The sequence below is a fragment of the Burkholderia sp. BCC0097 genome (genome assembly GCF_902832985.1).
GTDB classification, from domain to species: Bacteria; Pseudomonadota; Gammaproteobacteria; order Burkholderiales; family Burkholderiaceae; genus Burkholderia; species Burkholderia orbicola.
Window position 1 is genome coordinate 121,237 of the sequence record NZ_CADFDM010000002.1, and the last position, 14,911, is coordinate 136,147.

A 14,911-nucleotide genomic window follows, 5' to 3' on the forward strand; every position below is an offset into this window, starting at 1 on the left:
GACAATCGACATGAACGACAACCCACCTGTTCCGCACGCGCCGCCCCGGATTCGGCGCGGTCAACGCATCGCGCTCGCGCTGTTGATGGCGAGCGGGATCGTCAACTATCTCGATCGCGGCACGCTGGCCGTCGCGAGTTCGGCGATCCGCGGCGATCTCGGCCTGTCGCTCGCGCAGATGGGGCTGCTGCTGTCGGCATTCTCGTGGAGCTATGCGCTGTGCCAGTTTCCGGTCGGCGGGCTGGTCGACCGCATCGGCCCGCGCCGGCTGCTCGGCATCGGGCTGATCGTCTGGTCGTTCGCGCAGGCGTCGGGCGGCCTCGTGTCCACCTTCGGCTGGTTCATCGTCGCGCGCATCGTGCTCGGCATCGGCGAGGCGCCGCAATTCCCGTCGGCCGCGCGCGTGGTGAGCAACTGGTTTCCGCTGCGGGCGCGCGGCACGCCGACCGGCATTTTCAATGCCGCGTCGCCGCTCGGTACCGCGCTTGCGCCGCTGCTGTTGTCGGTGCTCGTTGCATCGTTCGACTGGCGCTGGGCGTTCATCGTGACCGGCGCGCTCGGCCTCGTCGTCGCCGTCGTGTGGTTCGCGCTGTATCGCGATCCGGTGCGCACGCAACTGTCTACCGCCGAGCGCAATTATCTCGATGCCGATGCGCAGAGCGTCGTCGCGGCGCCGAAACTGACCTTCGTCGAATGGCGCAGCCTGTTCTCGCACGGCACGACCTGGGGGATGCTGATCGGCTATTTCGGGTCCGTGTACCTGAACTGGGTCTATCTGACCTGGCTGCCAGGCTACCTGACGATGGAGCGGCACATGAGCCTGATGCGCACCGGGTTCGCCGCATCGGTGCCGTTCCTGTGCGGATTCGTCGGTTCGCTGGTCGCCGGCTGGCTGTCCGATTTCGTCACGCGTCGCAGCCGGTCGCCGGTCGTGAGCCGGCGCAACGCGGTGGTGGCCGCGATGCTCGGGATGGTCGCGTTCACGATTCCGGCCGCGCTCGTGCAGAGCAATACGGTTGCGCTCGCATGCATTTCGGTCGTGATCTTTCTCGCCAACGCGGCGTCGGCGTGCTCGTGGGCGCTCGCGACGGCGGCCGCGCCGCCGAGCCGCATCGCGTCGCTCGGCGCGATCCAGAATTTCGGCGGCTTCATCGGCGGCGCGCTGGCGCCGATCCTGACCGGCATCATCGCGCAGAAGTGGTCGTTCGTGCCCGCGCTGCTCACCGCGGCGGCGATCGCGTTCGCCGGCGCGATGGCTTATCTGCTGCTCGTGCGCAAGCCGATTCCCGAGCAGGCCACGAACGCCGCGCCTGGACCGTTGCCTGCGTAATCGTGCAGCCCGCATTCGCATTCACTGAAGGAAGGAGAAACCGATGCAACATCCGCAGCAATCGAACGTGACCATCGAGGGGATCGTACCGGTGATGCTGACGCCGTTCGACGACGCCGGCGCGATCGACTACGCCGGGCTCGAGCGGCTCATCGAATGGTATCTGGCACACGGCTCGGACGCATTGTTCGCGGTTGCGCAATCGAGCGAGATGCAGTTCCTGAGCCTCGCCGAACGCGCGGCACTCGCGCGCTTCGTGGTCGAGCGGGTGGCCGGGCGCGTGCCGGTCGTCGCGTCGGGGCACATCAGCGACGATCTCGACGCTCAGGTTACCGAACTGTGCGCGGCGGCCGAATCGGGCGCGCAGGGCGTCGTGCTCGTGACCAACCGGCTCGATCCGCAACGCAAGGGCAGCGCCGCGTTGCTCGACCACCTCCACCGGCTGCTCGCACGACTGCCGTCGGATCTCCCGCTCGGCCTGTACGAATGCCCGGCGCCTTACCGGCGGCTTCTGTCGGATGACGAACTGCGCGCGTGCATCGACACGGGCCGGTTCGTGATGCTCAAGGACGTGAGTTGCGATCTCGCGATGGTGAAGCGGCGCGTCGCGCTTGCCGAGGGATCGCCGCTGAAGATCCTGAACGCGAACGCCGCGATCGCCTGGGACGCGATGAAGGCCGGGTCCGCCGGTTTCAACGGCGTGTTCACGAACTTCCATCCCGATCTCTACCAGTGGTTGCGCACGCACGGCGAGTCGAATCCGGCGCTGGCCGACGAGCTGTCGACGTTCCTGGTCGTCTCGGCGGTATCGGAGGCGCTGGGTTACCCGGCACTCGCGAAGCTCTATCACCAGCGGATCGGCACGTTCGGGTCGATCAAATGCCGTGCGATCGACTACGACGTGCGCGAGCGCTTCTGGGCGCTCGACGCGGTGCTCGACAAGATCGTGGCCGGCACCGAACATTTCCGCCGGCGAATCGCTGCGTCATGACGTACGACGCGTGCCGCGCCAGTGGCGTGGCACGTGATCGCATCGCGTGCCGTGCATGCGGCCGGCACGCCCGTTGCCTGCAAGCACGACCCGCTTTGCGCGATGCGCCGCAATCGCGGCGCACGCATCGCGATTCCCCTCTCGTCGATGGCGGCAACGTCTGCCGCCGCGCCCCTCCTGCCGTCATTCACGACATCACGAACCCGAACCGCCCGCGATCCGCGAGCGCGGCGTCGATGCTCGTCCGGCCAACCTGCCGCGCGTTGCATCGACCCTGTCTGACGGACTGTCGACATGTCTTGCGCGAGGCGAGAAAAGCGCACAAATCTGCGCAATCCCGCGCCCATCCGTTGTAACGCTTCGTAATACCATGCCGCGGAGTGATTTTCACCGACGAACCGCCGAAGCCGCATTCGCCCATGCAACACGTAACGACGACAAGCCGGCCGCCGATCCTGGCGGCGCCGGTGGATGCCATGCTGCATGCCGTGATCGACGAAGTCGTCCACCGGAGCGTGTCGGAAGCGACGACGCGCGGCGGCTACATGCGCTGCGCCGATTATGCGATCGTCGGCGCGCGGGTGCTGACGCTGCTGACCGGCAAGCCCTATCGGCCGTTCGCAGGCGGCGAAGTGATGGATTTCGGCGGCGGCAACCTGTACGCGCTCTGCACGACACGCGAGCGGCGCCGCACCGCGCGTCATCTGTCGCAGCTCGCGCGGTATCACTGCTGGATCGAAGCGCGCCATGACGATGCGCTCGGACGCACGCGCAAGGAGATCGTCGACTTCACGCTGCGCCACGACGAGGCCGTCGCGAACCAGCTGGGCATGCCGTTCGCCCGTCCTTACCAGGCCTATTTCTGGGGTTGGGAGGATGAGCACGCGGTACCGGCCGAGTGGCACGATCATCCGGTATTCGCGAAGCAGGGGCCCGTGTGGCGCTGGGCCGAGCGCGAATGCACGTCGCTGCTGCGTGCGTACGAGCACGAACGGCCCGGCTATTTCGGGCGTCAGGTGTCGCGCGCGATCGATCGGTTCGCCGATCGCGTCGAAGGTCTCGGCTGACGCCGGCCCGCTTCAAGAACAACCGCGGGCTGGGCGCCGCCCCCGATGATGCGAATTTCGCGAGTGCTGGCGCGTCGCGGGGCATGAGCGGCAACTCCGGGCCGCGCCTCTCGCGCGACCCGGCCGCTCACTTGTTGGACAGCGTGCCGCTGCTGTTCGCACCTCCGAACAATCGCGTCAGGTACTGCGTGTTGGTGTTCATCCGCGCCATCAACGTGTTGAGTGCGGTGAACTGCGCCTGGTACTGCTTCGTCAGTTGCGCGGCATAGTCGGACAGATCCGACTGCTGCTGCGTGACGCGCTTCAGATCGGCGGTCAGCGCGGTCGTGCGCACGTCGATCATCCCGTTCTTCTTCGTGAACTGCGTGATCTGGTCGGCCAGGCGCGTGCCGATCCCGTTCTCCGGATTGAACAGGCGCGCGACGCCCGACGGGTTCGCGGATAGCGCGCCGTCGAGCTTCGCGCTGTCGACGTTCAGCGTGCCGTCTTTCTCGAGCTTGATGCCGATCGACAACAGGTTCACGTGTCCGTTGCCCTTCTCGGTGGTGGCGCCGCTGTCGACGCCGCGCGCGACGATCGACGCGAGCGAGTTGCGGATCGTGTTCAACGTCGAATCGCCGATCAGCGCACCCTGTGAGCTGGCCCCTGCCGTGTAGCTCGTCAGCGCGCCCATCGTCTTGACCACCGTGTTGTACAGGCTCACGAAATTCGTGATCGTGGCGGCCTGCGACTTCGTGTCGGTGCTGACCGTCAGCGTCTGCGTATCGGTCGCGCTGACCGCGGCCGCCGACAGGTTCAACGTGATGCCGGTCAGCACGCCCGATACCGCGTTGCTCGCGCTGGTCGATGCGATCCCGTTGAGCGTGAACTTCGCATCCTGCGCGGCGGTGCTCTGCCGCCACGCGGCCGCGCCGTTCGCCGAATCGATTTTCGATGCGCCGCCGGACGGGTCGGCCGTCGACGTGACGCCGAGGCTCGACAGGCCGCCATCGTTGGACACGTTGCCGACCGCGACGCTGATCGCGTTCGCCGCGCCCGTCTTCGACGATGCCAGCACGAGGTGCGCGCCGTCCGTGCCGTTGATGACCGTCGCGCTGATCCCCGGGTTGCCCGACGCGCCGTTGATCGCCGCCGCGATACCCGCCAGCGTGTTGTTCGTGCCGCCGACCTCGACCTTGAACGACTGGCTACCGAGCGACAGCGTCAGCGTGCCGGTACCGAGCGCCTTGCTGCCGTTGAAGCCGGCGGAAGACAGCGCCTGCGCGGTCGCGATCTGCGTGACGCCGACCGTGTAGGTGCCGGCGACCGCACCCGCGCCGGCCGTCGCGGTCAAGCCCTTGCCGCTTGCGACCGCGTTGAACGTCGACTGCAGCGCGCCGTTCTTCAGCGACGTCAGGCCCGCCTCGAGCGCGCCGAGCGCGGACGACAGCGCGCCGAACGCGGAAATCCGCGTGTTGCCGGTCGTTTGCGACGCGGCAAGCGTCGCGGCCCGGCCGGCCGTTTTCGCGTTCACGAGCGTCTTGACGAGCGAGCCGACATCCATCGCCGGATTGCCGGTCGAGCCGTTGATGATCGATTGCGCCGCCTGTTGCATCAGGCTGTTCGCGTTCGCGCCGCTGTTGACGGGCGTGGTCGTTGGCATGGGTGAGCTCCGGTTGAAGGCGATCCAGTGGGAAACGGCGGTGGAGCCGGCCGGCAGCGATCCGGATGGGTCCGTGGCGATCCGCGTGCGTGTCGTTTCTCGCGCTTCTCGCCCGACGTTCGCCACGGATCGTGAGAGTGTCGGGAAAACGTAAGAATGATGGGTGGCCTATCGTATTATTAAATCGGTATTGGTTGGTAATTTTTTGTAATTATTCTTGCCGAAAATGTGAGAGAAGAAAGAGGGGTGCGGAGCCCGGTTTCCAAAAGAAGTCGGCTATTCCACGGCTAGAAAATCGTAGCCGGGCCGAAGCGGGCATGAAACCTTGGGCTGTCTACGGGCGGGCAAGCTCAAAGAGTTAGAGCGTTTTTGGCTGTGCGCCTTGTGAACGTTGCCGAGGCATTGCAGGCCTATGCTCGGGAAGTATTGGGCAGCGAAGCTGCGGACCGCGCCTTCGTCACGATCTTGGCGTGCAAGGCGTCAAAAATAGCGATTATTGTCCGCACTACACTGCACCGAGTCCCTGTCGACGGTCAGTCTCCACCATGCCCGCCACCGCCCTGCAGTTCGCGCTGCTCGCCAAGCATCAGGAAATCGCGTCCCTGCGCCACCTGGCCGAGCAGATCGAATTGGTCGACCTGCTCGGCCGCCTGATCCATGCGCTGCAGCGCGAGCGCGGCGCCACCAGCATCTATCTGGCGTCGAGCGGCAAGCGCTTTGTCGCCGAACGCGCGGCTTCGCGCGGCGAATCGGCGCCGCTCGTCGCGCAGTTGCGCGAGCGCCTGGACCTGGAACTGACGCCCGCGCGCGGCTCGACTTCGCGCCTGCTGTCGCTGATCGCCTGGGTGCTGCTCGACCTGGAATCGCTGGATGTGCTGCGCGAACAGATCGACCATCTTGCGCTGTCGGCGCCGGATTCCGTCCAGGCGTTCAGTACCGTGATCGGCGGCCTGGTGGAGCTGATTTTCCAGTTTGCCGACAGCGCGGCGGATCCGTCGGTGTCGCGCATGCTGATTGCCCTCGTCCATGTCGTCGAGGGCAAGGAGGAAGCGGGACAGGAACGCGCCGTCGGCGCGCACATGTTCGCGGCGGGCACGTTTTCGGCGGACCAGCAGCAGCGCCTGCTGTATCTGATAGCCGCGCAGGAGCGCAGTCTCGAAGTCTTCGCGAGCTTCGCAAGCCCGGCGCAAAACGCATGGTGGGAAACCCGCATGACGGAGCCGCACATGGCGGCGCTCGAGAAGCTGCGCCGCGTGCTGTGCACGGCGCACGCCGGCGATGCGCTCGATGCCGTCCTGAGCGAAGCATGGTTCGACGCCGCGAGCGCCCGCATCGATGATCTCTGGCACCTTCAGATTGCGCTGACGCTGCAGGTGCAGGAAACGTGCAACGCGCGAATCGACGACGCGCACCGAACGCTGCGCGACTCCGAGCGCCTGATGGCGCAGTTGCGGAACAATCCGCCCCCGCATATCCAGGCGCTCGCCCAGTTCTTCGCCGGCGATCCGTTGTCGGCGCGCGCGGCGGTTCACGAACTGCCGGGACGCCTCTCCGGCTCCGACACGTGGACGCTCGCCAGCCTGAAATCCCTGCTGGAGTCGCAATCGGCGCGACTGGCCGGCGCGGAGGTCGAGCTCGACGCGGCGCGTCGCGCGCTCTACGAACGAAAGCTCGTGCAGCGCGCGAAAAATACGCTGATGACGCGCTTCAGCCTGCGGGAGGACGAAGCGTACCGGATGCTGCAGAAAGCGTCGATGGACGGCAATCGGCCGCTTGCCGATATCGCGGAAGACGCGCTGACGTCGCCCGAGCGATTCGTCGACGAGCACGCGCAGCCTTCCGCGCGACGTCGTACGCAGCGAAGCGCGCCGGAGGCACCGCACGACGACGGCACGACCTGACCGGAACGCACCGCGCTTCACGCACCGCGGCTGCGCCCGAAGCGCATGCATGAGGTGCGGTTTGCACCGCGCGAGTGCGATTCGCCGCGATCGGCCGCGGCTTTTTCCCCCGGCATTTCGCGTCCGGCCAGCCTGCATCGCGATATCCCCGTCACTGGTACGAGAATTGCGAACCTCTCGCTCGTCGGGCTAATGGCGGCCTGACGATCACGCCATGTCGAACCGTGGCGGCCGATCACGTGGATAACAGCGTCCGCGCCAGGCACTCGCATGTCGAGCGAGTGCCTGGCGCGTTTTTTTTGCCCGTCCAACTTTACGAGCGCACACCATGGCCTACCTCACGCCCAACGAATTCGTCACCAGGATGGTCGATGCCGGTGAATCGAAGCTGTCGATGTCGACCCGCGATACGCTGATTCGCGCGTACATGGCGGGCGCGATCCTCGCGCTCGCAGCCGCCTTCGCGGTCAGCATCACGATCAACACCGGCAACGCACTGGCCGGTTCGCTGCTGTTTCCGGTGGGATTCTGCATGCTGTACCTGCTCGGCTTCGACCTGCTCACCGGCGTCTTCACGCTCGCGCCGCTCGCGGTGATCGATCGCCGGCCCGGCGCGACCTGGGGTGGTGTGTTCCGCAACTGGACGCTGGTGTTCTTCGGCAATTTCGCGGGCGCGCTGACGGTTGCGCTGTTCATGGCGATCATCTTCACATTCGGCTTTTCGGAAGCGCCGAACGCAATCGGACAGAAGATCGGCGGCATCGGCGAAGCACGCACGCTCGGTTATGCGGCGCACGGCGCCGCCGGCATGCTGACGCTGTTCGTGCGCGGCGTGATGTGCAACTGGATGGTGTCGACCGGCGTGGTCGCCGCGATGATGTCGACGTCCGTACCGGGCAAGGTGATCGCGATGTGGATGCCGATCCTCGTGTTCTTCTACATGGGCTTCGAGCACTCGGTCGTGAACATGTTCCTGTTCCCGTCCGGGCTGATGCTCGGCGCCCACTTCACGATCGTCGACTATCTGCTGTGGAACGAGATCCCGACGGTACTCGGCAACCTGGTCGGCGGGCTGGTGTTCGTCGGCGCGGCGCTGTACAGCACGCACTACAAGACCGCACCGAAACGCACGCCCGCTTCGCCGGTGGGCGTCGTCGCGCGCAAGGCCTGATCGCGCTGCGCAAGCCGCAACCGACTGCCGGCGAGGCGCTGAAACGCGCACCGGGGGCGCGCGACCGTCACGTTGGCGGATGCGTCGGGGCTGATCTACGACGCGATCACGGTCACGTCGGCGCGCGTTGCCGCGCGCGGGGCCGACCGGGCGCGCGACAGGATCGAAAACAACTTCGCATAGTCCCCGCCGGCATTGCCGGCAGGGATGAGCGATGCAGCATCACATCGCATCACGGGCCAGCGCTGCGACCTCCGCGGCACTCCATGCGCCTGCGTACACGCGGAAGCCCTGGATGCGGCCGTTGAAAGATGGATGCGCCCAATTGCGGCCTAGGAAAGTGACCTGGTCGCCAACCTGGCGCGGCGACAGCAGGATTTCGTCGGATTTCCCGGCCTCGGTGCCGTCAACGTACAGGCGGCAGGTATTGCCCTGCAGCGTGACCGCGAGATGGACCCAGCGTCGAATCGGCAGGGCCCACGGCGCCGCCACCACCTGTGAATCCTTGAATGTCGCGCCAAAGATCGAGAAGCACAGCGTGCCTGAGCCGGTCTGGGGTGCGATGCACATGGCTGCGTTCGCGTCCAGCCCTGCATAGAACACGCAGCTGTCCCAGTGCAACCCATTCGCGTAGACCCACAAGGAAAGGCTGAAGTCGTCGAGGTCGCCGAACACGCCCGACGGCAGTTGCAGGCCGGCCTTCAGACCGTCGAACACGATGGCCTTGTCGTTGCGGCGCCCGTCGCCCCAGGTCGCGCCGTCCAGCAGCGTGCCCTCGATGAAGGTCATGGTGCCGGCGGCGGTCCGCAGCGCGCCGTGCGTGCCGGTGCCGCTCGGGTCGTTCAGCGGCAGGGACAGGCGGACCTCGCCGGGAACGGCGATACGAACCACATTGGAGCCGGCTCCCGGCGCGCCGGCGCCCTGCGCCGTGATCTGGTAGAACCAGACGCCGTTGGACGGTATATCGCTGTAGGTGAGCACCTCGCGCGCCGAAACCGTGCCCAGCAGGTTGAAGGGGCCGCTGGCCCGGCTCGCGCGCTTGATCTCGTACGAGGTCGCGCCGACGCTGCCCCACCACGACAGCACGACGCGATTGCCGCGCAGGTAGGCCGTGAGGCCAGACGGCGGCTTCATGGAGCCGGCATAGTCCGGGCGGCGATGGATCAGCGTCGGCCACCAGACGTCGTCACTGCTGCCCCCGTACTTCGGCTCGCACAACTTCACCATGCGCGCGACGTTCGGCGCCGCCAGCCCCAGGCGGTTGACGTAGTGGTTGTAGATGGGCTCCCAGCAATTGCGGCCCATCTGACCGTAGTTCACTTGCGTCCAGAAAGACGGGTGGGGCTGGGACGGATTGTTCTCGCGCACATAGGGCATCGGGTAGTTCTTGCCGTTCTCGTCGAGCAGGTTCGAGCGCGCCACATACTCTGCCGCTGCGAGGAAGCGGTTGTTGTACAGCCCGTAGAGATCGTCGCCCTGGTTCCAGGCGATTTCCAGCAGGTCACCGCCCAGCGACATGCCCAGCGTGGAGTGGCCCTGGTCGCGGCCGCTTTCCTCCCACTGCCCGAAATGGCCCGGGTGCATGAAGTACACGCCATGCCCGATGGCGCCATTGCCGAAGTTGCGGAGCTTGCCGCGGTTGTTGCCCGCATAGCAGTCGCAGGCCAGCCGGTACAGGTCGGGCTTGTCGCAGAACACGCCGATCGCCATGGCGCCCACCATCGAGGCCATGTCCCAGTTGGCATGGGACCCGATGCGCCCGTCGCTGAGGAACCACGACGATACCGGGGCGAAGACGTTGAGCAGCATGTCCTGGAACCGCTTCAGGTTCGCCGGGGCCCAGCCTGGGTAGGTGCGCAGGACTTCGCCGATCTGCGCCCACTGATGGCCTTGTATGCCGGCCAGGATGATGAAGGTGTGGTCGTCATGGGCGGTCGAGCCGGGAGGCACCGTTCCAACCACCTTCAGCGTGTTCGCCCAGGCGTCCAGGAACTCCACGGCCTTGTCGGCATAGCGGTTGTCCTGCGGATCGGACAGCTTCCATCGCAGGACCAGGGTCCACGCGCGCCAGATGTCGACGTACATGTCCCGCGAGCTGCCATCGGCGCGGTAGACGCCCGCCAGCGGGAAAGGTCGGGCGTCGAGGGAAGCGAAGCGCTCGGCGCACAGCGTGCTCCACCAGTGCGCCCACGGCTCCTGACCGGCCTTGATGTAGCCGCGGATGCGGGCGAAGTCGTCTTCGGTGACCAGCAGTCCCGGGTGACGGAAGACACCACTCGCCGAAGCCGGCGCGCGCGCCGGACCTGCAACAGCGGCCCGTGCCGCTTGGGCTCCGAGTCCCGGCAGCAGCGGCAGCATAGGAAATAGTCCCAGGCCCAGCGACAACGCTCGACGCGCAGGATTCGGCAACTCCTCGAGGCTGGCACGCTCCACGAACCGTTTCGACATCTTTATTTCCTCTGTCGTCTTGTTGAACTGCGCGACAGTATGGATTACGCGACAGTGGGTCGGTGTGACAAAGCACCTCCCGAAGTTGCAGGCGCGACCGACGATCGCCTGTTCAAACGCGAGGGTTGTACATCACGTGACTGCGACAGCCGGCGCTGCGGGGAATGGATGCGGTCTTAGCGAGACCACGCGCGGCGCTCTTTCCTGATTGTCCACTTAATCGAGACAGCGAATCATGTTTTGAAGGATTGATGATTCTTGGCGGGACAGTAGACTGCACCCGTGCTTCGCCAGAACCGATCCGGGGCACGCCGCCAGTCGCGGCGTCACCGGACGGATTCTTCGGCGGCGGGCCATGTGGTTTGCCGTCCGATCGTGCGAAGAGTAGTCCGTTGCCGGCATCGCGCGCTGATTCGGCGCGCAGCGGCACCGGCTGCATCAAACCGTCAATTCAAGGTGATTGCTATGCGTTACGTTTCGCTGGAGTCGAAGAAGGACGAGCTGCTGCTGGCGGCTCGCGTGCTGATGATGATCCTGTTCGTGCTGTTCGGCTGGCAGAAGCTGAACGGTTTCTCGGGCACGGTCGCGTACATGGCGTCGACGGGGAACCCCGCGCCCGAGCTGGCCGCCGCGATCGCGGTGGCGGTCGAACTGGTCGGCGGCGTGCTGATCGCGATCGGCTTCTATACGCGTCCGCTCGCACTGCTGTTCGCCGCCTATACGCTCGCGACCGCGCTGATCGGCCATCGCTACTGGGCGCTGCAGGGGATGGAGCAGTACATGGCGATGATCAACTTCTACAAGAACGTGAGCATCATCGGTGGACTGCTGTTGCTCGCATTGACCGGGCCGGGGCGGTATTCGGTTGACCGGAAGTAAGGCAGGGCGCATTTCCGTCCGGTATCGGGGCCCGGTGCGCGCGAGCGTGCCGGGCTTCTGTTTTTTGCGGGCGACGGAGCGACCGGCGCACGCACCGACGACGGAATCGGCGTCGTGCCCGGGCACGGCGGCCAGCGCATGCGCTCACGGCCGGAATCAACATCACGGATCATGTATCGCACGAAGCCGTTGGTCAGCGCGATGGGCGAAGAACGGGGCGATCATGTTCGCGACCGGATGCGAGCCGTTCATGTTATCCAATAGGCCCGATAATCCCTTCGTTTCCGTGATCGATCGCCACCTCATGCCAAACCAGATTTCGCCAACGGGCCGTTCCACTGTCCTCCTCATCGGCGCCTCCGGCCTGCTCGGTCGTGCGGTTGCCGCCTGCCTGGCTCGCGAATCGTCGTTGACGCTGCTCGCCACCATACGGAACCGGCAAAGCGCCGGTGCGAAACTGCTCGCGTTGCCGCCGGAAAACATCGCCGAGCTCGACGTTCTCGACCAGTCGTCCCTCGAGCACATTTTTGAAACCCGCCGACCGGCAGCGGTGATTCTCTGCGCCGCCGAACGCCGCCCCGACGTCTGCGAACGCGACCCGGCCGCGGCCCGCGCCATCAACGTCACCGCGCCCGCCCGCATCGGCGCGCTCGCCGCGCGATACGGCGCATGGACGCTCGGCATTTCGACCGACTACGTCTTCGACGGCAAGGCGGCCCCGTACAGCGAAGACGCGACCCCGAACCCGCTGAACATCTACGGCCGCACCAAGCTCGAAGGCGAGGCCGCGCTCCTGGCCGCGTCGCCGCTGTCGTGCGTGCTGCGCTTGCCGTTGCTGTTCGGCCCGATCGCCGACTGGAGCGAATCGGCCGTCACGAGCCTCGTGCCGGCCGTCGTCGCGTCTTCGCGGCCGGGCGCCGATGCGGTCGGCATGGACGCATGGGCGATCCGTTACCCGACCTGGACGCCCGACGTCGCGCAGGTCATTCGCGACCTGACGCTGCGCCATCTTGCGGGCGAATCCGTCACGGGCATTCGCCATTGGTCGAGCGAGGAGCCGATGACGAAGTACGACATCGCGCAGCGAATTGCCGCCGCGCTCGGCATCGACGCGTCGCTCACGCCGATCACGCAGCCGACCGACGCGACGCCGCGCCCGTACGACTGCCATCTCGATGCCGCGCGCGTGCGCGCGCTCGGGATCGATTACGCGACGCCGTTCGATACGGCGCTGCGGACCGTGCTGCGCGATGCGCCGCGGGCGTTATAGGCGCGACACCGGCCGCGGCTCGCGGCAGCCGCCGATATCAACGAGCCGATTCGCTGAGGTTCGTGCCGCCGTTCACCGTCTACCTGGCAGTCGGGCGACCTTCCGCCCGATATTCATTTGACGAACGAGGAAGCATCCGCGCCGCCGACGAGGGCGCGGCCGCTCGACGCCGATACAGATGCCATACCGCACGGCGCCATCGATGCGGCAACGATGCAGGCATCGCGAGCCGTCAATCCTCAGACATGCGTCACGGGGCGAGCGGCGTCGTGGTCGAATTCAAAATTTGTCTAGTCATCCTTGCGATTCGGTCACCCGAATTGCACCAAACGTGTGCCGCCATTCCCCGTAACGAGGCACGCTAGACCCTTGAAATTAGGGGATTTCCCGCGTTTCCCCCGTTTTTATTGATCACCGCTTGTCTCGCTGTTTTTCTTCTTGCATGCTTGTATAGACAAATTCCTGAGGCGGCTTGCTGCACCGAAGGGATGGTGAACTTCAACGCAAGGAGAAATCTCGTGAACGGCAAGCGCATCAAGTGGGCAATCAGGACGATCGGCGTCATCGCGGCTGCGGCGGCAACGCTCGCGGCGCCGGTGCAGGCAAAGGAATGGAAGACGGTGACGGTCGCACTCGAAGGCGGCTACGCGCCGTGGAACCTCACGCTGCCGGGTGGCAAGCTGGGCGGTTTCGAACCGGAGCTGCTCGCCAACGTGTGCGAGCGCATCAAGGTGCAGTGCAACATGGTCGCGCAGGACTGGGACGGGATGATTCCGGGCCTGCAGGCCGGCAAATTCGATGTCCTGATGGATGCCATTTCGATCACGCCGGAGCGCGAAAAGATCCTGCTGTTCTCGCGTCCGTATGCGGCGACGCCGGCGACGTTCGCCGTCACCGATACGAAGATCCTGCCGAAGGCCGCGCCCGGCGCACCGATCGTCAAGCTCACAGGTGACGCCAACGCGGACAAGCCTACCGTCGACACGCTGCGCAAGCAGCTGAAGGGCAAGACGATCGGCATCCAGTCGGGCACCGTCTACACGAAATTCATCAACGACAGCTTCAAGGACATCGCGTCGATTCGCGTGTACAAGACGTCGCCCGAACGCGATCTCGATCTGGTCGCCGGGCGCATCGATGCATCGTTCGACGACGTCACGTACTACGCGGCGAACAACGCGAAGAAGGACAACGCGTCGATCGTGCTCGCGGGGCCGAAGCTCGGCGGCCCGATCTGGGGGCCGGGCGAGGGGCTGGCGTTCCGCAAGCAGGATGCCGACCTGAAGACGAAGTTCGATACGGCGATCGCCGCGGCGCTCGCGGACGGCACCGTGAAGAAGCTCGCCGACAAGTGGTTCAAGACCGACGTCACGCCGTAAGCGCAGCGCGTTCGGCCGCCGCCGCGTAAGTGCGTCGAACGACGCGCGGCGCGGCGGCACGCATCCAGCGGATTCACTCAACGCATGCAGGGAGGCACGCATGGCGATTCTTGAAATGCTCGGCTTCGGTACCGAAGGCTGGGGCGGTGTGCTGCTGCTCGCCGCACTGATGACGGTCGCGCTGACGCTCGCCGCGCTCGCGGTCGGCGCCGTGATCGGCGCGGCGATCGCGGCCGCGAAGCTGTCGCGCTACCGCACCCTCCGCCTGCTCGGCGATCTGTATACGACGGTATTTCGCGGCGTGCCCGAACTGCTCGTCATCTATCTGTTCTACTTCGGCGGCTCGACGCTCGTGACGGCCGTCGGCCAGTGGTTCGGCGCGGAAGGCTTCATCGGCGTGCCGCCGTTCGTGATCGGTGCGCTCGCGGTCGGGATGATCTCGGGCGCCTATCAGGCGGAGGTCTATCGCGCGGCGGTGCTCGCCGTGTCGAAAGGCGAGCTGGAAGCCGCGCGCTCGATCGGCATGCCGCGCAGCATGGTGCTGCGGCGCATCCTGGTGCCGCAGGTGCTGCGCTTCGCGCTGCCCGGTATCGGCAACGTGTGGCAACTGAGCCTGAAGGATTCCGCACTGATTTCGGTCACCGGTCTTGCCGAGTTGCTGCGCACGAGCCAGATCGCCGCGAATTCGACGCACCAGTACTTCGTGTTCTTCGTCGCGGGCGGTGCGTTGTATCTGCTGATGACGGGCTTGTCGAACCGTGTGTTCAACCGGGCCGAGGCGATCGTCGGCCGGTCGTTCCGCCGCAATTTCGCGCGCAACTGACGGAGTACGG

Annotated in this window: 11 protein-coding genes; 9 read left to right on the forward strand and 2 right to left on the reverse strand. The window is 66.0% G+C overall.

The window, feature by feature from the left end:
• Positions 1 to 10: 10 nt before the first annotated feature.
• The 3 genes from HWX07_RS05785 to HWX07_RS05795 all read left to right on the forward strand — a co-directional run bounded on the left by HWX07_RS05785 (position 11) and on the right by HWX07_RS05795 (position 3,388).
• Positions 11 to 1,330 carry an MFS transporter gene (locus HWX07_RS05785; protein ID WP_175875567.1) on the forward strand — a complete coding sequence of 440 codons (1,320 nt, stop codon included), beginning with the start codon at positions 11 to 13 and terminating at the stop codon, positions 1,328 to 1,330.
• 43 nt (positions 1,331 to 1,373) lie between these two features.
• On the forward strand, positions 1,374 to 2,321 hold the full coding sequence (locus HWX07_RS05790; protein WP_175875568.1) for a dihydrodipicolinate synthase family protein: 948 nt from the start codon (positions 1,374 to 1,376) through the stop codon (positions 2,319 to 2,321).
• Between the two features lie 419 nt (positions 2,322 to 2,740).
• Positions 2,741 to 3,388: a hypothetical protein gene (locus HWX07_RS05795; protein ID WP_175875569.1), complete on the forward strand. Its 648-nt coding sequence runs from the start codon at positions 2,741 to 2,743 to the stop codon at positions 3,386 to 3,388.
• A gap of 127 nt (positions 3,389 to 3,515) precedes the next feature.
• On the opposite strand, the gene fliD is transcribed toward HWX07_RS05795, so the two are convergent.
• Positions 3,516 to 5,030, reverse strand: coding sequence for a flagellar filament capping protein FliD (gene fliD / locus HWX07_RS05800; protein WP_175875570.1), 1,515 nt, complete (start codon positions 5,028 to 5,030; stop codon positions 3,516 to 3,518).
• A gap of 545 nt (positions 5,031 to 5,575) precedes the next feature.
• On the opposite strand from fliD, the gene HWX07_RS05805 reads away from it, so the two are divergent.
• Complete coding sequence (locus tag HWX07_RS05805) at positions 5,576 to 6,931, forward strand: nitrate regulatory protein (protein WP_175876137.1); 1,356 nt, start codon at positions 5,576 to 5,578, stop codon at positions 6,929 to 6,931.
• A 328-nt stretch (positions 6,932 to 7,259) separates the two neighbouring features.
• The gene (locus HWX07_RS05810) at positions 7,260 to 8,102 is read left to right on the forward strand and encodes a formate/nitrite transporter family protein (protein ID WP_175875571.1); all 843 of its coding nucleotides are present in this window, start codon (positions 7,260 to 7,262) and stop codon (positions 8,100 to 8,102) included.
• Between the two features lie 222 nt (positions 8,103 to 8,324).
• On the opposite strand, the gene HWX07_RS05815 is transcribed toward HWX07_RS05810, so the two are convergent.
• Positions 8,325 to 10,550 (reverse strand): LamG-like jellyroll fold domain-containing protein, encoded by a 2,226-nt coding sequence (locus HWX07_RS05815; protein WP_175875572.1) that lies wholly within the window; start codon positions 10,548 to 10,550, stop codon positions 8,325 to 8,327.
• A 465-nt stretch (positions 10,551 to 11,015) separates the two neighbouring features.
• On the opposite strand from HWX07_RS05815, the gene HWX07_RS05820 reads away from it, so the two are divergent.
• From HWX07_RS05820 to HWX07_RS05835, 4 genes are all read left to right on the forward strand, one after another.
• Positions 11,016 to 11,429 (forward strand): DoxX family protein, encoded by a 414-nt coding sequence (locus tag HWX07_RS05820; RefSeq protein WP_175875573.1) that lies wholly within the window; start codon positions 11,016 to 11,018, stop codon positions 11,427 to 11,429.
• Between the two features lie 304 nt (positions 11,430 to 11,733).
• Positions 11,734 to 12,699 (forward strand): SDR family oxidoreductase, encoded by a 966-nt coding sequence (locus tag HWX07_RS05825; protein ID WP_175875574.1) that lies wholly within the window; start codon positions 11,734 to 11,736, stop codon positions 12,697 to 12,699.
• 518 nt (positions 12,700 to 13,217) lie between these two features.
• Complete coding sequence (locus HWX07_RS05830; RefSeq protein ID WP_012337095.1) at positions 13,218 to 14,078, forward strand: transporter substrate-binding domain-containing protein; 861 nt, start codon at positions 13,218 to 13,220, stop codon at positions 14,076 to 14,078.
• A gap of 100 nt (positions 14,079 to 14,178) precedes the next feature.
• Positions 14,179 to 14,901, forward strand: a complete 723-nt coding sequence (locus HWX07_RS05835; protein ID WP_006481063.1) for an ABC transporter permease subunit — start codon at positions 14,179 to 14,181, stop codon at positions 14,899 to 14,901.
• Positions 14,902 to 14,911 lie beyond the last annotated feature (10 nt).